Genomic DNA, 16,220 nt, shown 5'->3' on the forward strand with positions numbered 1-16,220 from the left:
TTCAGTCAGGTACGCGCGACAATCACGTACCAAGATACATTTGCTTAACTTCGGGGGTTGCCGAGAGCTGTTGGGCGTCGCCCTTCATGACAATGCTGCCCGATTGCAGGATGTACGCGCGATCAGCACAACCAAGCGCCATCATGGCATTCTGCTCGGCGAGCAGGATCGCCAGACCCGCCTGCGCAAGATTTCTGATCGTTGAGCCAAGCTCCTCAATGATGATCGGCGCAAGACCGAGCGTTGGTTCGTCGAGAAGCATGACCTTTGGGCGAGACATGAGACCACGGCCGATGGCAAGCATCTGCTGTTCGCCTCCCGACATCGAGCCGGCGCGCTGAACCCGACGCTCTTTGAGGCGCGGGAACATTGTGAAAATTCGTTCAAGATCGCTGTCGAGATCGTTACGGTCCGCACGGTGATAGGCGCCCATCAGCAGGTTTTCATTGACTGTTAGACGCGGGAATATCTGACGCCCTTCCGGAACCAGCACCAGCCCGGATTGAACGCGTTCGACGGTCGGGAGCGCAGAAATATCGGCTCCGCCGAATCCGATTGTTCCGGAGTCCGCCTTCTTCAAACCTACAATCGTACGAAGCGTCGTCGATTTACCGGCCGCATTCGAACCAATGAGAGCGACGACCTCGCCTTCCTGAAGCGATAGGTTCACATCGCGCAGAACCTTTTGCTTTCCATAGCTTACGTTAATATTTTTGAGTTCAAGCATGTTTCTTGCCCAGATAGGCGGTCACGACCGCGTCGTTGGCGAGAACGTCGGCGGTCTTTCCGGAAGCAATAACTGCTCCATGATGCAAAGCGATAGACCGGTCAGCCAGACGACCGAGAAAGCCCACCTTGTGATCGATAATGCAAAGCGTGATACCGTGCGTTTTCAAATCGCGAAGCACAGCGTCAAGATTGGTGATTTCGTCGTGACCAAGGCCCGAAGCCGGCTCGTCGAGCAGCAGGAGTTCGGGGTCGCAGACCATTCCCATCGCGACGCCGAGCATCTTCTCACCACCGTAAGATAGCGCGCCTGCTTCGTCGTTACGGTGCTTGTAGAGCCGGCACAACTCGAGCATTTGATCAATCTTCTTGCTCAACGTCTTTTCAAGCTCGACCGTTGCGCCCTTTCCGAAAAGCGTGAGCAGTCGCTTCGGGCCGAGCGCCCGCTTGACGTGAAGATGACATGCAATGCGCATGTGCTCGGCAACGGTCAGTTCGGGGAAAAGCTGCGGATTTTGAAAGGTTTTGACTAGCCCCTGCTGCGCAACCTCGAACGGCGTGAGCGTATTTATATTCTCACCTTTCCAGACGATCTCCCCGCTCGTCGGCTTCAAAATGCCGGCGATAAGGCTAAGCGTCGTGGTTTTCCCCGAACCGTTGGGTCCAAAGATACCGATGATTTCGCCGCGCTCGATACCGAACGTGACATTTGAGACGGCGGTCAAACCGCCGAAGCGCTTAGTAAGATTTTTGATATTAAGCAGCATTTTTTCTGCTCGACAAAAGACCCATGATGCCCTTGGGCATCACCAGGATCACGAAAATGAGAATTGCGCCGTAAAGCGCGATGCGAAGTTCAGCGCTCAGCTCGATCATGTGAGGCAGCGCAGTCAGCAGGAGCGCGCCGATCACAGGTCCGATCAGCGAGTTGATGCCGCCGAGCAGGACCATCGCCACGATGTCGAGGCCGAGCGTGATTGACAGATAGTGCGGCTCAACAAAGCCGGCGTAGAAGCCATAAAAAGCGCCCACGAGACCGGCAAGTGCGCTGCCGATAGCGAAACTGAGCAGCTTGTACTTGAAGACATTGATCCCGAGCGTCTCGCCCAACTGATCGTTCAGGCGGATGGCTGCAAGACACTGGCCAATCCACGAATGGAGAACCCGGTGGCAGATTATGTAAACGACAACCAGCAGCGCGAGCGTCACATAGTACCAAGAGAAGCCGCTCGAAAACACGACCGAACCCCATGGCGTCCAAAGCGAGGGCTTCTCAACCACCGTAATGCCGAGCGAACCGTTAGTGACGCTGTTCCAGTTCAGTGTGATGAGACGCAGAACTTCCGAGAATGCCATCGTGACGACGGCGAAGTAGAATTCCTTCAGCTTGAAGCGAAAGCAAATCGTACCCACCAGAAGGGAGAGAAGAATCACCAGCACAAGGGCGCATGGAATGGCGAGCCAGAAATTCCAGCCAAACGTAGTGACAAGGATCGTCACTACATAGGCTGACACCCCGAACGAGGCGGCATGGAACATCGAGAGCTGACCGGTGAAACCGAAAATCAGGTTAAAACTCACAGCCAGCGATGCTGCCATGAAGCCGTAAACAGCGATCGCCAGCGTGGAGTCGCTTTTCACGAACCACGGCGCTATCAGCGCGACAAGCAAACCGCCCAGGATAGCTAGTCTCATGACTTGTCTCCAAACAGTCCGCTCGGGCGGACAAGAAGGATTGCGATGAGGAAGACGAGTCCATACGCGTCGCGGAAAGCGGACGGAAAGAACACCGATCCGATATTCTCACTCACACCGAGAATGATTCCGCCCCCCAGCGCTCCGATCACACTTCCGACACCGGCGAGGATCGCAGCTTCAACGGCCTTCAAGATGTAGGCCGCGCCGATTGTGGGTTCGAGGGAGTACATGCTGGCGTAGAGACCACCGCCCAACCCTGCCAAAGCTGTCGAGTAAACGACGACAATAGTCTGCAACCGTTCAGTGCGAATGCCCATCAGCGCGGCGGCTTCCGGATTCTGCGCATATGCGAACGCAGCTCGCCCAAGCCATGTCCGCGTTAGAGCCAAGTACGTACCGAAGATAATTGCCAGGAAGACCAGGCAAACGACAACTTTGATCTTCGGGAGGAACATGCCCGCGACCTGGAAAGCGCCCGGTAGAACGTAGGTTAAATCCTTCGGTGTCGTCGTGAAGGCCGCGAGCACGAGCGCCTCGAACACCGAGATGAGGCCGATCGAAACAAGAAGACCGTTTACGAGATTACCTCGCGTGAAACGGAACAGAAATAGATCGGATAGATAACCGATAACACTGACGATGAGAACCGCGCCAACCACCGCCACGGGATAAGGAAGGTGATTTACATCGTAGAGATACCATGTGCTGTAGGCGCCAAGCATCATGAACGCACCGAGTGCGAAGTTCACGATGCCGGTGAGCCCAAACGTAAGAGTCACACCCAACGCGATGATCCCGTAGAGCGAGCCTACGATGATGCCGTTGAGCAGCTGACCAATAATGAGCTGTGTCATGGATGAATGTATCCGTTGCGGTTTCGCTCCGCGGAGATCGCTATTGTGTGCGTTGAAAATCAAGGAACGGCGCCGCGGACAAAGCCGAGGCGCCGCCCTGTTTTGGCTACTTGGTGGGGTCGAACTTGACGACTTCGATGGTGCCGCCCTTGCGAACATGCACAACGTCAAACCCGAAGACCGCTTCGCCGGTTTGGTCGTACTTGATCTTCCACAGGCCGTCGTAAGTGATCTCCATGAGCGCCTTACGGATCTTGGCGATGTCGCTCACAGTTCCCGCCTTCTGCATGGCTTCGACCAGCATGTAGACATGGTCGTAGCAAGACGACGAGCAGAGCGGCGCCTGGTCATACGGGAAGTCGCGCTTGTGAATTTTCTTGTAGCTTTCGATGAAGGCCTTGGTCTTCGGTTCGGTCTTCTCCGCCTCTTCGAAATACTTTGGAACGTAAGCGATGTAGTCGGCGATGGTGTCCTTGTTCTTCAGAGCAGGTCCGATCGAACCACGAACGAGGAAAAAGCGATTCCCGAAACCGGACTCGGTCGACTGACGAACGATGTCATAGAGCACCGCGTCCGAGTAGCCGGGAAAAAGGATATCAGGCTTTCCAGATGCAAGCTTGGCAAGCGCGGCGCTGAAATCCTTCGTGCCAGGCTCGAAGAGCTCAACCTGAAGCTCGATACCGGCTTCCTTGAATAGCGCGGCGTAGATGTCGACGGCAGTCTTGCCGAACGCGTCGTTCTGGAAAAGCATTGCCACCTTCTTGGTGTTCAACTTCTTCAGATAGTCGACCATCAGCTTTCCAAAACCGGTTTGCCCCGCGTCCCAGTTCCAGGTTCGCAGCAAATAGTCATGCTCCGGCTTTCCAAGCGCATGGTGCGCGGACGTGGCGCCTGCAAACAGAAGAAACTTGCCGTTGTTCTGATTTGCGATCGGCTCGATCGCATTGAACACGTTGGTCAGAAACGGGCCGAAAACGAACTGGACGTTCTCTTCCATCATCTTTCGGAACTGCACGGTCGCTTCGCGCGGCTCGCCACGCGTGTCCATCTGCAGCAATTGAATCTTGTAGGTCTTGTCACCCACCTTGAAGCCGCCCTTGGCGTTGATCTCTTCAACTGCGACTTTCGTGCCTTGTGCCGACATCCAGCCATACGTTGCAGTCGCGCCGGTCAGCGCTTCGATCTGACCGATCTTCACGGTGTCCTGCGCGCGCACCGCTTGGTTCGAGAGTGCCAGGCCGGCTGCTGCGATCACAGCTACCGCCACCTTCTTGAGATGCATCATGGATTATTCCTCCCCAAAACGTTTGTATTATTTAGCTAACGTACTAGTAATATACTACGAACTTGAGGTCAATCCGCCCGCGAAGGATTCGCCCTTATTGAGAATCGAAGCCGGCGGAGGTTGCGCTCTGGCAGAGGTTACGTGCCCACGCTAACTAACGAATCCAGTAGTGTGGTATTACTGGCCCCGAAGCGACCACTTGCCCTTAGGCTCGATATCCCATGGCTAAAAAACCCGAGATTTCCCTTCCACCCGCTTCGCAGGCCGACCTGGCCCATCAGCGGCTCGAAGAGATGATAGTTACGCTGAAGCTTGCCCCGGGGAGCCATTGGTCCGAGGAAGGGCTCGCCGATGAAATCGGAATTGGGCGCACCCCTGTGCGCGAGGCGGTAAAACGTCTGCAGGCTGACTATCTGGTAAGTATTCTTCCAAGACACGGCCTAATGATCACTGAGATCAGCGTGCATGATCAGTTGCTGGTCATAGAATTTAGACGGGAGTTGGAGGCATTTATATCAAAGCGCGCCGCCCTTCGCATAACGGCATCTGACAGGGAACTCCTGTCGGTAGCGGCAAAGGAAATCGACAATGCGGGCATTAAAGGAAATCTGGAAAAGTACCTCCGTGAGGTTTTCAACGCCAACCATCTGATTGCGAAGGCTGCCGGAAATCCGTTTGCTGCAAGATCAATTTCCCCGCTTCATGCTCTGTCTCGGCGATTTTACTACAGGTACGAAAGAGACCTTCAGAACTTGCGCGCAATGGGCGGACTTCACGCCGATCGCGCGCGAGCGATTGTCCAGCAAGACGAGCGGTTAGCTGTTGAGAAGGCCAACGCGCTTCTGGACCAGATCGAGAGCTACACCAGAAAGATATTCAACCTGAGTGTTGCCGGGAACTAGTTCGTAACGGCCCCGGCCTAACTCGCCTGTGCTTCCGCCATGGGCTTTGAGAAGAAAGCCGCGTCCATTGTCCGCAGTTGATCGGAAATCTGCGCTGGCGCGAACTCCATTTGGTCAAGGATGTCTTTCCTTACATCGATGCCAGGTGCGACCTCGGTGAGAACGAGTCCCTTTGTCGTGACCTCGAAGACAGCGCGCTCAGTCACAACCTTCGCGGTTTGGCCACGGAGGATTCCCGATGAAACAGAGTATGTGATGTGTTCAACATCAGGTACGAATTTACGCACCTTCCCCTCTTTAAGGATGCGAAGCTTCCCATTCTCACATGCCACTTCAAGCCCGCCCGTCGTAAACGTCCCGGTAAAAACAAGCCGCTTCGCGTTTTCGGCGATATCGATAAATCCCCCCGCGCCGGGATTTGCTACGCCGAATTTCGAGACGTTGACGGTCCCCTTGGCGTCGAACTGCGCGAACGCCAACGCCGCAAATTCGCAAAGGCCTCCGTCAATAACGTCGAACTGGTAAATGCCGTCGAGAATTGCGTCTGGATTCAAGTTCGCGGAAAACTGCCAACCGGACATAACGAGCCCGCCATATGATCCGTGCTCGGTTGTGAACCAATAGTCTTGCAGTTCGCCAGCAGCGAACATTCCTTGCTCTGCCATGACCAGCGGGACATCCGCCGCTGCACCAAAGCCGAAGATTGATAATTCTCGTTTGCGCACTTCCTTGGCCGCACGCATCGCGACGACCTTGTCTGCTGACATTGCGATCGGCGGCAGTTGCGACAAAGGTCTGCGTGAACCACCGAAGTAAACGGGATCAAATTTCACGTCCGTGGTCATCATCATTTCATGATCGACAACGACGGCATCGACAAACATTCCCGGAATTCGCACATCGGTTGCCGACCGCGTGGCGTGCGAAACCCGACGTCGTACCTGCGCAATCACCCGTCCACCGCTCGCCTTTGCGGCCAGCGCAAGCGCAATATTCGAGGAAACCAACGCATCTTCCTCGAAGGAAAGATTGCCGTACTCATCCGACGACGAGGCGCAGAGGAATACGGTGTCGAGTTTCCAGGCTGGGTAGAACAGATATGGCTTCCCTTCGAACTCGATGCGCTTAACGAGATCGTCCTTCGCGCGCTCGGTGAACCGTCCGCCCCCGTTCTTTGGATCGATATAGGTATCCAATCCGACGCGCGTCATGTAGCCCGGACTCCGGCGCGCCACCTCGCGCAGCCAGTGCATCGTGGCTCCGATCGGCCAGGAGTAGGCTTCAACTTTGTTTTCGCGGATCAGACGCATCAGCTCCGGCCGCTTGCCGGTCACTGGATCGACGGGATTAATATAGGAGCCCCCGACAATGCGCTTCATCAGCCCTTCTTGGGCGACATGATCCATTCCTCTGATGCCCTGGGCATCGCCGGTGCCCACCGGAAAATAGAATGTCAGATTACGAGGAGCAGCTTCCTTTCGGAAGCGATCACCCAAAGCCTTGAGCAGCGCATCGGGAGTCACCCACCCGATCACGCCGACGCAACCAACCGACGACCCGTCTGAAATGGACGCTACTGCCGTTGCAGCGTCAACAATCTTGCTCATGACTTCACCGTAAAACGCTCGAAAGTTTTTTTGGAACTGGGGGATTCGCAATTCAGCGCGAATTCTCGCCCCGCGACTTCATCAAGGCGCTCTGCATCCGCCATGATAAGCGGCTCGAAGAACCGCTTGGTGGACGCAATTGCCTCAGGCGGCACCGCAGCGAGCTGATTGGCGACATCAACCGCATTTGAAAGCGCCGCGCCTGGCTCAGCCAAATCATCGACAAGACCGATCCGCTCGGCTTCGATGGCATCGATGGGTTTGGCGCCCCATGTCAGCCGCCGCGCGCGCACCGGCCCTACCCGCGCGGTGAGCGCCATCAAACCCCATGGCGGCAGCCAGCCATTTGGGGCTTCAGGCAAATGCCAGCGCGCATTCGATGCGCTCACGACGATGTCGCACGAGGCGGCAAGAATGAATCCACCGCCGAGAGCGTAGCCCTCTACTGCCGCGATCACCGGCTTTGCCCGGTAGCCAATCGCACGGGCAAAGGCCGCTGTCACAGCTTCATGATGGCACATGTCCGCGATTGACAATCCGGCCAGTTCTTTCAGATCACTGCCTGCACAAAACGCAGGGGCCGCACCTGTCAGAACGATCGAACGCACATCTTTGTTGCGCTCGGCCCCGGCCAGAGCGGAGCCAAGCTGCGCCATCAGCTCTGAGCCCAGCGCATTGCGGCGCTGGGGCCGATCGATTGTCACGACCGCTACCGCACCATGTAACTCGGACGTTATCATTCTAGATATCCTATTGGCCGATGCGTGCGCCGTCGGCGTTCACGGCAGCGCGGACATCCTCTCCGCGGATTTCACGGGGGGTGAGGTTGTTCCGGATGGCCATGACCGCGGCATGCCCTATAGCGTGACCGTAAGCGAAACATTGCGCGGTCACCCTCGCCGACGCTACGGCCTCGTGTTCCGCCGAAAGACAGCGGCCCGCAACAAGCAGTCCTTCGCCCCCCTCCGGGACAAAGCATCCGTAAGGCACCTCGTAATAATCATTGAGCAGCCATTCAACCTTCGGCTTTTCACCCGAGTGAAGCTCGATAGGCCACGGCGAAACGGCGATGCCGTCGGCGAACTTCGTTCCCTGCACGACATCGGAGTTCATCAGACGTTTGACGCCCGATACTTGGCGCGTCTGGCGCACCCCGACCTGCACGCCGGTATCGTTCAGGAAGGAATTCTCGCAACCGACAAGATTCTCCTGGAAGAACCTTGCATACTGCCGTGCCTGCAGTCGTCCTTCGATCTCCGCATCGGTAAAATCTCGGGCATACAGCGTATTCAGCTCCCGGCCGTCGGAGCCGATCACACGAGTGCAATTACAAAGAAGTTCGTTTGGACGCGTCGTTGCAAATAGCCATATTTTTGCACGAGGCAGCACATAGTCGCCCGCATTGTGCTTGGAGCGGATCATCGCGGAGATTTTCTCCGGCATGATGGTATCCGTGCCGTATTCACCAATGAAGCGATCGACATCCACTCCCATGATCCGGAAGATCATTGTGGGGTTCTGCACCCGGCCTTGATCACCAACAAAATTGGGCAATCCAGCCATTGCCACGACATCCGCATCGCCACTGGCATCGATCACAATTTTCGCACGCGCGTCGATCGGACCCTGTTTGGTCCAGACCTTCAGACCAGCAACACGGTCTCCATCCATATGGACCCCGGTCGCAACCGCATGAAAGACAATATCAACGCCCGCCTCGCGCAGCATGGCATCGGCGGCTTCGCGCCAAACATGCGGGTCATGCACTCTCGCCCAGGTTTTCCCGTACAAAACCGGATCAGCGAGACCACCCATTGCCTCTAATCGCCGACAAAATTCATCGGCAAAGCCAAAGACAACTTGCTTAGGCCCTCCGGCCAGGTTCTCGGTCGCTTCATAAAGACCGCATACTGTCCCTGACAGGCCGGCAACAGCACCGCCCCCGCAGAACCCATAGCGCTCGATCAAAGTCACCTTAAGTCCTTGTCGGGCCGCCGATACTGCGGCCGCGACTCCGGCCGCACCTCCGCCTACTACGACGACGTCCGTATCGATCCGAACGGAATTACGACTGTCCAAGGATTGCCTCTGATATCTTAGTGATGCACTATTGGTATGTTATAGTACTGAGGCCTGTTCAGCGCAACCGGCTTGATATGTTCAGGGGACGATCTTTGAAAATTGCAGCGCAGCCATTCGACACCGACCCATTTGTGCCGGCTACCAAAAGCGTTCTAAGTTGAAGATAGATGCCAGGCCCAGCTCGATCATCCACGGCGGTCGTGATGCAGCCCTGTTGCGCCAGATGCTGGGCATACAGGTCCGCGACCTGCCCCCTTACGTAAACGGATTCGGATCTACCCAGGAATTCGCGCCGCCTTTCGCTGATGACGCCGTTGGTCATTTCGGTCCCCCCTTCGAGTCTCCTCTCGGCAAGGAGCTTCGAGACCTGATCCGCAATCTCCACGTTGTTCAGGTCCGACATCAGGAAGTGTGTGTGTTGCCGGGAATGGCGATGACGGGCAGATGCACCAGCCGGCGTCGCCGCCGTGCTTGTTGATGGCTTCGACCCAGAGCTTCGCCATGGCCAATCGCACCCGCCAATTGTCCGCGCCGTAGCGTGCAGTCGGCATCGTGGGATATTATCGCCGCAACCCGGTTGCCCGCGTCGGATCAAAAGGAGGCATGTGCACAATGTCCGCTGGCGGTGGGATTTAACGAACAGCGCGGACGCGGGGCCCGTTCCGGCGTGCCTTCTCGACACTCAGATTGAACGACAACATAAAATGCCGTTACTCAGTTCCGCTGCATCACATGCCAAGTGCTCGCCCGTCGCTGCGCGGATCGTGCGCTACGGATCGCGCCGGGATGTCCTGCCAGAGGACTCTGGGCGGGAATCGGACTCATTTCGTGGCCGCGTTCAGCGAGTTTCTTGAACACCTCTTCGCCCGCGTCCTTCTCCAGTTTCAGGCTGTCGCGTGAATCGGAGAACGTCTTCCGAGCAGGAAGCGCGGCCGCGAAAGCGCCGTGAGCGGGTCCATGTTGTAGTCGATGAGCCGCGTGAGCACGGCAGCGAGCGGCTGACCGTCGGCGCCCTGCGTTCCATACAGAAGATGAGGCCGTCCCTGCTTGAGATACATGCCCGGATTGAGCGTGTGGAACGGGCGCTTGACTGCGCATATTTCCCGTGGCGCGGAACCACGTCACGGATTCCGTACGATATGCGTGCCGGTCTCGCCGCGAAGCGCAGGTATCGCGTGATCGAGATGACTGATGATGGCGCGCTTACCACCTCCTTCGATAAAACGGATCGCCGCATCGATCTTCGGTCCCATGCTGCCGGGCGGAAAATGTCCCTCCCGGTGATAGGCCTTGATCTCGTCGAGGGTCACCTCCGCAAGCTCTTTCTGGTTGGGCTTACCGAAATTGATGGCGACACGCGGCACCGCCGTAAGGATCAGCAACTCGTCGATGTCGAGCACGTTGGCGATGTGTGCTGACGTCAGGTCCTTGTCGATGACCGCAGGCACACCGGTGCGCACGCCCTTCGCATCGCGGATCACCGGCATGCCGCCCCCGCCGCCGGCAATGACGATCGTACCTCGCTTGACCAGTGCATCGACCAGCGAGATATCGCAGACATGCTTTGGTTTCGGCGACGGCACGACATGACGCCAGCCGCGGCCCGAATCCTCACGCATCGCCCAGTTGAGCTCCTTGCTGATGTTCTTGGCTTCCTCTTCCGTAAAGAACGGCCCGACGAACTTGGTCGGGTTACGGAAGGCAGGATCGTCGGCATCGACTTCGACCTGAGTAAGGAGACTTGCGACGTGCCGCTGATTGCCTTGTTCCCGCAGCGCGTTCTCGATCGCCTGCATGAGCAGATAACCGATGCCGCCCTGACTGTGCGCCACACAGATGTCCATCGACATGGGCGGAATACGGCTCATGGTCAGCATCTGGCGCATCATGATCTTGCCGACCACGGGACCATTGCCGTGCGTGATCACCAGTTCGTTGTCGATCTGGGCAAGCGGCAACAGCGCTTCCGCGGTTTGCTGCGCGACGGACTTTTGCTCTTCGGAGGTCCCGCTGATGTCTTCCGGGTGAACAGCGTTGCCGCCGATCGCAATCACGAGGCGGCGCGGAACTTCACTAAGTGTTCGCATAACGGTTCACCTTCATGTCAGTGGCCGCGAGGGCCAGCACGAGTTCGCATGCCTGTGCATTCGATGGCGCGACCATAACGCCCGCCTCTTCCAGACGCCGGGCCTGCGCGGAGCGGACCTGCCGATCGAGTTCGGTGCCCGTCACTGAAGCGACAATGAAGGGCGCATTGTCAGCGCGGTCTGCCACGATCTCCGCCAAATGCGCGGCGGGATCAGCATGCGCGCCGTAACCAATCACGAGATCGACGAGAATGACCGCAACCTCGGGATCGATCAGCGCCGCGCGCAATGCATCGTCGCGCACCGACGGATCGATCATGGGATGCGGCCGGCCTTGGGTATATTCGTCGGCACCCAGGTCGATAATCCGATCTCGACCCACGCTCTCCGGTGCATCGAGATAGGGAACGTTGGGAATTGCTGCGTTCGACGCTACCTTGCGGCCGCCTGCTCCGAGGATCACCTGCGCTTCCGCACAGAGTGTTCCTCCGGCAAACAGTCCCTCGATCCGGCGCTCGCCTCTGCGCCTAGGCAGGCGCGTGGCCAGTTTCGTGACGTTGAAGCTGCCGCCAATGGTCCGGCCTCCGAGCGCGAGTTCCGCCGCGTCCTTGAGGGTGCGGGCAAACTTCGCATTCGGCGGAAGCTCAGCCGAAGCTGCGCCGATGAAGCACACCGTGTAGGGCTTTGGACTTCTGGCAATACGCGCGATCACAGCTTTCGCAACATCCGGATGCGGTGGCTTGGAAATCAGCACCACGCGTTCCGTTTCCGGATCAGCGTCCAGCGCGTCCATCGCCATCAGCGTCGTGATGCCGCCGATTTCCTTTTTCAGGTCTCGGCCGCCCACACCGATCGCATGGGAGATGCCCTCGCCCGCTTCGGAGATGAGACACGAGACTTCCTGCGTGCCGGTTCCGGACGCGCCGATGATACCGATCTTGCCGCGCTTCAGCTTGTTGGCAAATGCCAGCGGCGCGCCGCCGATAATGGCCGTACCGCAGTCCGGTCCCATCATCAGCAGACCTAACTCCCGCGCATGCTGCTTGAGCGACAACTCATCAGCGATCGAGACGTTGTCACTGAACATCAAAACGTGGAGTCCGCGATTGAGTGCCTTGCGTGCTTCCGCCGCGGCGAATTCACCCGGAACGGATATCAGAGCCAGATTAGCGTCAGGCGCGGCCTTGACCGCGGCGCCGATGCTGCGCGGCCGCCATGCGGCTTCTCCCGAACTCTGTGTCTTCGGCTTGTCGAGCGCCTTGAGCGCATCGCCGAGCGCCGCCCGCGCGGCCTGTTCGCTCTCGGCCTTGACCGCCAGGATCAGATCATTGCCTTGCGCAGCGACATCGCCATCAAGCAATCCCGCGTTGCGCATAATGGCGACGTTGGACGGCGTCCCCATCATCAGCGCGGCTTCGAGAATGCCAGGCGCCGACGCGATCTCACGGGACAGTCGCATCAGCGCGACGGAATCCAGATAGAAACCTTTTCGAATCTCATTCAGAACGAACGCGCTCATGATACCCCCAGGTCTTTCGCAATGGCTCGGACGGCTTGCTGGAAGCAGGCCATCGGCGCCTTCACCACGCCGGCGCCCACCTGCCCGATCCCGGGCTCACGATGTGCGATGCCAGTATTGATCACCGGCGCTAATCCGGTTTCGACCACCAGCCGCACGTCAATTCCGGTTGGAACGCCAGCGAAGTCGAGCGCTGCGATCGTCCATTCAGGATTTTGGCCAACGGTAATCTCACCCATCGCCCGGGTGAAGTTTCCCGCGGAGGACGGCGCACCGGCGCCGATGAATCCGGCAACGGCGGGCGACGCAGCCATGGCGAAACCGCCGAGACCGATTGTCTCGACAATAGCGGAGTCGCCCATGTCGGGGTTGGCGTCCTTTTCTGAATAGCCTGCGAAGTAGAGCCCCTCCGGCATCTCGACCGGCGCGGTGAACCACTGGTCACCCAAGCCGCTGACGCGCACGCCGAAGTCGGTGCCGTTGCGGCACATGGCGGTAACGATGGTCGAACCGCGAATGCCCCTCGCCGGATCGGTCATCGCCTTGCCCATCGCCATCGCGATGTTGAGAAAGAACTGATCGTTCTGCGCAATGAACGCGATGCAATCGGCGAGAACTTCGTTGTCGGTCGACGTTCGCGCCATCGACGGTCCCACCTCTCTCAGAAACACACTCGAGCAGGCGAGATTGCGCTGGTGCATCTCATCGCCCATCGAAAGACCGCGCGCGATGATCGACTTGAGTTCAATGCCACCGCGCGCCCGGATCGCCTTGGCGAGGACCGGCCCAAACACGTCCCGCAACCAGGCCAGACGCGCCAACACACTCGCGTCATTCCCACCGAAACGCATCACCTTTCCGAGCCCTTCGTTGATGGCGCAGTAGGCGCGGTTCGAGAACCTGGAGTTTTCGACGACAAAAAGCGGCATCGAGACGGTCGTCATTCCAGTCATTGGACCGACCGCCCCGAAATGATGGTTCGGATGAAATTCAATACCGCCGCTTGCTGCCAATTCAGTGGCGGCATCGAGATCGGGCGCCCAACCTTCAAAGACGGCCGCGCCGGCGACCGCACCGCGCATCGGACCGCACATCTTGTCCCAAGTGATCGGCGGTCCGGCATGAAGAACCATCCGGTCCTTCAATCCCTTCAACACCTCCCGCGCCGGAACGATGTCGATTAGCTTCGGCTCGCCTTCCAAAATGCGCGCCAGCGCCTGCTTGTTTGCTTCTTCGATCAATTTCATGAATGCCTCCTCATACGCCGAGCTTTGCGAGCAGCGCGGCCATCTCAGGATCGCCGCCGGCGGGTGGCGACCAGTCGACATGAATGACCTCGATGTCGCAGTCGCGCAGATCCTTCACGAAGCCTTCAAGTCCGACGTTCACGACTTTCACGTCGCTCGTCAGCAAGGCTTGGTACGGCGTGTCTTTCTCAGTTGCCACGAACGTCATTCCTCCACTCTTTATCGACGATTTAAGATTAGTAAGAAAATTCTTACTTTGTCAATTGTCGATGCAAGCATGCTCAATAGATGCAGCGAAAATCATGGTGTGAGTGAAGGGTCGCAGCAGCAATGCACTGCACGCCGCTCGTCGCGGCTGAACGATGCTGAAACAGCATCAAGACGCCGCGCGATCGGCATACGAGACTAGCTCTCACCAGCCACACCGACGTCGCGCTGCAAATCGCAGCTATCGCGCAGCGACCACGCCATCGCTGCGGGGATCGCTTGCGCCTTCGAGCAATCCGTCTGGATGCCAGACGATTGCGCCTGCGTGCCCCATGAATTCCTCGAACGCGCCCACAACCTGGACATCGTGTCCGAGACTGCGCAGGGCCTCGATCGTTCCGGGATCGAAACGGGATTCGATTTTGAGGTTGTTGTTTTCCTCACCCCAGGTTCGGCCCAGCAGCCAGCGCGGAGCGGTGACCGTCGACTGGAGATCTTGGCCGTGCAGCGCATAACGCGAGAAAATCGCGGCCTGCGTTTGAGGTTGTCCCTCACCGCCCATCGTGCCGTAAGACATCAGGCGGCCGTCGCTCAGTTCCGCCATCGCAGGCTGAATGGTGTGGAATGGAAGCCGCGACGGCTCCAGCAGGTTGGTGTCGCCCTCGGATAAGCTGAAGCTTGTTCCGCGATTTTGCCAGGTCACGCCGGTTTGCGGAAGAACGACGCCCGAACCGAACTCCCAATAGATGCTCTGAATGAAGCTGACGCTGAGACCGCTGCGATCGGTTGCGGCGAGCCACACCGTGTCGCCCTGCTTTGACGGATCCGGCCACGGCGCAGCACGCCCTGTCGAAACAGTTTTGTCGAGAGCAACGAGCGATTCCGCGGTCAGGAAGTCGGCCGCAGCACGCTCCATGTAGTCAGGATCCGTCACGTGCCGATTGCGGACACGGAACGCGGCCTTGGTGCATTCAACCAGCCGGTGAAGATGATCGATGCCATCGGCCACATTGGCGATGCGCCGTGCGTAAAGCCCAAGGATCAAAAGCGACGCAAGACCCTGCGTCGGCGGCGGCATATTGAAAACCTTGTGGCCGGCCACATCCAGCGACAATGGTGTCACGAGCGTAGCTTGATGGCGCTCGAGATCGGCCAGACGAACCGGACTGCCGGCCTTTTCAAGATCCGCGGCCATCGATCGGGCGAGATCACCGCGATAGAAATCCGACAGGCCCGCTTGCGACAGACGCGCGAGCGTATCGGCCACGCGAGGCTGCCGCAGCTTTGAACCGATAGCGAGCGGAGCGCCATTTGGCAAATAGACATCGGCAAAGCCCGGCACATCCTGCAACTCCGGGCGCTTCTTCTTGATGTTCTCATGAAGGGTTTGCGGAACCGGCACCCCTTCCCATGCATAACGGATCGCGTCCTGAAGAAGCCGCGACATCGGCAATCGGCCGCCATGCTGCCGGCGGCTGAGATTTTGCGCTTTCTCCCAGCCATCCACGGTGCCTGCAACCGTCAACGCCGCCAGCGGACCGCGTCCGGGAATGGCTGTGCATCCGCGATCCCGATACCAGTTGCGATCGGCAGCCATCGCGGAGCGCCCGCATGCCTGAATTCCGATCGGTGCCGATCCCGGCTTGCCGATCAGCCAGAAACTATCGCCGCCGAGACCGTTCATGTGCGGATAGACGACAGCGATTGCCGCAGCCGAGGCGATCATTGCTTCAATCGCATTGCCGCCGTCCGACAGAACGGAAAGACCAGCCTGGGCCGCGAGGTGATGCGGCGCCGTAACCATGCCTCGATAGCTTCTCTTCGTCTGCAACATCAGAACGCTCCGGAGAAAAATAAGTAATAATGTTTTTACTTATATATCGTCAAGAGCCTTTTGTGAGCGAACCGCACCACAATCGACGTGCGATTGCGTGGTGCCGCATCGAAAAAATACATAGACGGCGAGAGCAGCACGCAGCAGAGAAAGAACTGCTCCGGGCCTGCAC

General features: G+C 58.1%; 15 protein-coding genes and 2 pseudogenes. 1 reads left to right on the forward strand and 16 read right to left on the reverse strand.

The features are described 5' to 3' along the window. Positions 1-22: 22 nt before the first annotated feature. The 5 genes from AC07UB_RS16605 to AC07UB_RS16625 form a co-directional block, all read right to left on the reverse strand. Positions 23-727, reverse strand: coding sequence for an ABC transporter ATP-binding protein (locus AC07UB_RS16605; protein ID WP_492790562.1), 705 nt, complete (start codon positions 725-727; stop codon positions 23-25). Further along, on the reverse strand, positions 720-1,493 hold the full coding sequence (locus AC07UB_RS16610; protein WP_492790563.1) for an ABC transporter ATP-binding protein: 774 nt from the start codon (positions 1,491-1,493) through the stop codon (positions 720-722). The genes AC07UB_RS16605 and AC07UB_RS16610 overlap by 8 nt, the downstream gene beginning before the upstream one ends. After that, the gene (locus AC07UB_RS16615; protein ID WP_492790564.1) at positions 1,483-2,421 is read right to left on the reverse strand and encodes a branched-chain amino acid ABC transporter permease; all 939 of its coding nucleotides are present in this window, start codon (positions 2,419-2,421) and stop codon (positions 1,483-1,485) included. Before AC07UB_RS16615 ends, AC07UB_RS16610 begins: the two co-directional genes overlap by 11 nt. Further along, the gene (locus AC07UB_RS16620) at positions 2,418-3,278 is read right to left on the reverse strand and encodes a branched-chain amino acid ABC transporter permease (RefSeq protein WP_492790565.1); all 861 of its coding nucleotides are present in this window, start codon (positions 3,276-3,278) and stop codon (positions 2,418-2,420) included. The genes AC07UB_RS16615 and AC07UB_RS16620 overlap by 4 nt, the downstream gene beginning before the upstream one ends. Before the next feature lie 106 nt (positions 3,279-3,384). After that, positions 3,385-4,563, reverse strand: a complete 1,179-nt coding sequence (locus AC07UB_RS16625) for an ABC transporter substrate-binding protein (RefSeq protein WP_492790566.1) — start codon at positions 4,561-4,563, stop codon at positions 3,385-3,387. A gap of 221 nt (positions 4,564-4,784) precedes the next feature. Here AC07UB_RS16625 and AC07UB_RS16630 point away from each other — a divergent pair, with 221 nt between their 5' ends. Then, complete coding sequence (locus tag AC07UB_RS16630) at positions 4,785-5,465, forward strand: GntR family transcriptional regulator (protein ID WP_492790567.1); 681 nt, start codon at positions 4,785-4,787, stop codon at positions 5,463-5,465. Positions 5,466-5,482: 17 nt separating this feature from the next. Here AC07UB_RS16630 and AC07UB_RS16635 read toward each other — a convergent pair whose 3' ends face one another. The 11 genes and pseudogenes from AC07UB_RS16635 to AC07UB_RS16685 form a co-directional block, all read right to left on the reverse strand. Further along, positions 5,483-7,072 (reverse strand): acyl CoA:acetate/3-ketoacid CoA transferase, encoded by a 1,590-nt coding sequence (locus AC07UB_RS16635; protein WP_492790568.1) that lies wholly within the window; start codon positions 7,070-7,072, stop codon positions 5,483-5,485. Further along, on the reverse strand, positions 7,069-7,812 hold the full coding sequence (locus tag AC07UB_RS16640; RefSeq protein WP_492790569.1) for an enoyl-CoA hydratase/isomerase family protein: 744 nt from the start codon (positions 7,810-7,812) through the stop codon (positions 7,069-7,071). The genes AC07UB_RS16635 and AC07UB_RS16640 overlap by 4 nt, the downstream gene beginning before the upstream one ends. A gap of 10 nt (positions 7,813-7,822) precedes the next feature. After that, entirely contained in the window at positions 7,823-9,151 is a 1,329-nt protein-coding gene (locus AC07UB_RS16645; RefSeq protein WP_492790570.1) for an FAD-dependent oxidoreductase, read from the reverse strand. Between the two features lie 58 nt (positions 9,152-9,209). Continuing rightward, the gene (locus AC07UB_RS16650; protein WP_492792812.1) at positions 9,210-9,476 is read right to left on the reverse strand and encodes a hypothetical protein; all 267 of its coding nucleotides are present in this window, start codon (positions 9,474-9,476) and stop codon (positions 9,210-9,212) included. 12 nt (positions 9,477-9,488) lie between these two features. Next, positions 9,489-9,714 (reverse strand): annotated as a pseudogene (locus AC07UB_RS16655) (alpha/beta hydrolase); the annotation flags it as partial. Between the two features lie 168 nt (positions 9,715-9,882). Beyond that, positions 9,883-10,266, reverse strand: a pseudogene (locus AC07UB_RS16660) (gamma-glutamyltransferase); the annotation flags it as partial. A 9-nt stretch (positions 10,267-10,275) separates the two neighbouring features. Next, a complete protein-coding gene (gene arcC / locus AC07UB_RS16665) occupies positions 10,276-11,241 on the reverse strand; it encodes a carbamate kinase (RefSeq protein ID WP_492790571.1) in 966 nt (321 codons plus the stop codon). Continuing rightward, on the reverse strand, positions 11,228-12,760 hold the full coding sequence (gene fdrA, locus AC07UB_RS16670) for an acyl-CoA synthetase FdrA (protein WP_492790572.1): 1,533 nt from the start codon (positions 12,758-12,760) through the stop codon (positions 11,228-11,230). The genes arcC and fdrA overlap by 14 nt, the downstream gene beginning before the upstream one ends. Further along, on the reverse strand, positions 12,757-14,007 hold the full coding sequence (locus AC07UB_RS16675) for a YlbE family protein (protein ID WP_492790573.1): 1,251 nt from the start codon (positions 14,005-14,007) through the stop codon (positions 12,757-12,759). Before AC07UB_RS16675 ends, fdrA begins: the two co-directional genes overlap by 4 nt. Before the next feature lie 10 nt (positions 14,008-14,017). Further along, on the reverse strand, positions 14,018-14,215 hold the full coding sequence (locus AC07UB_RS16680) for a hypothetical protein (RefSeq protein WP_492790574.1): 198 nt from the start codon (positions 14,213-14,215) through the stop codon (positions 14,018-14,020). 240 nt (positions 14,216-14,455) lie between these two features. After that, positions 14,456-16,048 (reverse strand): gamma-glutamyltransferase family protein, encoded by a 1,593-nt coding sequence (locus AC07UB_RS16685; RefSeq protein ID WP_492790575.1) that lies wholly within the window; start codon positions 16,046-16,048, stop codon positions 14,456-14,458. Positions 16,049-16,220: the final 172 nt, after the last annotated feature.

The organism is Afipia sp. GW821-FHT04G03, from assembly GCF_059419985.1.

What these genes read in the sequence shown, in the direction of transcription:
- AC07UB_RS16675 (WP_492790573.1), bottom strand. Translation starts at nt 14,007, where the DNA reads ATGAAATTGATCGAAGAAGCAAACAAGCAGGCGCTGGCGCGCATTTTG.
- AC07UB_RS16630 (WP_492790567.1), top strand. Translation starts at nt 4,785, where the DNA reads ATGGCTAAAAAACCCGAGATTTCCCTTCCACCCGCTTCGCAGGCCGAC.
- AC07UB_RS16620 (WP_492790565.1), bottom strand. Translation starts at nt 3,278, where the DNA reads ATGACACAGCTCATTATTGGTCAGCTGCTCAACGGCATCATCGTAGGC.
- AC07UB_RS16685 (WP_492790575.1), bottom strand. Translation starts at nt 16,048, where the DNA reads ATGTTGCAGACGAAGAGAAGCTATCGAGGCATGGTTACGGCGCCGCAT.
- AC07UB_RS16615 (WP_492790564.1), bottom strand. Translation starts at nt 2,421, where the DNA reads ATGAGACTAGCTATCCTGGGCGGTTTGCTTGTCGCGCTGATAGCGCCG.
- AC07UB_RS16625 (WP_492790566.1), bottom strand. Translation starts at nt 4,563, where the DNA reads ATGATGCATCTCAAGAAGGTGGCGGTAGCTGTGATCGCAGCAGCCGGC.
- AC07UB_RS16605 (WP_492790562.1), bottom strand. Translation starts at nt 727, where the DNA reads ATGCTTGAACTCAAAAATATTAACGTAAGCTATGGAAAGCAAAAGGTT.
- AC07UB_RS16640 (WP_492790569.1), bottom strand. Translation starts at nt 7,812, where the DNA reads ATGATAACGTCCGAGTTACATGGTGCGGTAGCGGTCGTGACAATCGAT.
- AC07UB_RS16635 (WP_492790568.1), bottom strand. Translation starts at nt 7,072, where the DNA reads ATGAGCAAGATTGTTGACGCTGCAACGGCAGTAGCGTCCATTTCAGAC.
- fdrA (WP_492790572.1), bottom strand. Translation starts at nt 12,760, where the DNA reads ATGAGCGCGTTCGTTCTGAATGAGATTCGAAAAGGTTTCTATCTGGAT.
- AC07UB_RS16650 (WP_492792812.1), bottom strand. Translation starts at nt 9,476, where the DNA reads ATGACCAACGGCGTCATCAGCGAAAGGCGGCGCGAATTCCTGGGTAGA.
- AC07UB_RS16610 (WP_492790563.1), bottom strand. Translation starts at nt 1,493, where the DNA reads ATGCTGCTTAATATCAAAAATCTTACTAAGCGCTTCGGCGGTTTGACC.
- AC07UB_RS16680 (WP_492790574.1), bottom strand. Translation starts at nt 14,215, where the DNA reads ATGACGTTCGTGGCAACTGAGAAAGACACGCCGTACCAAGCCTTGCTG.
- arcC (WP_492790571.1), bottom strand. Translation starts at nt 11,241, where the DNA reads ATGCGAACACTTAGTGAAGTTCCGCGCCGCCTCGTGATTGCGATCGGC.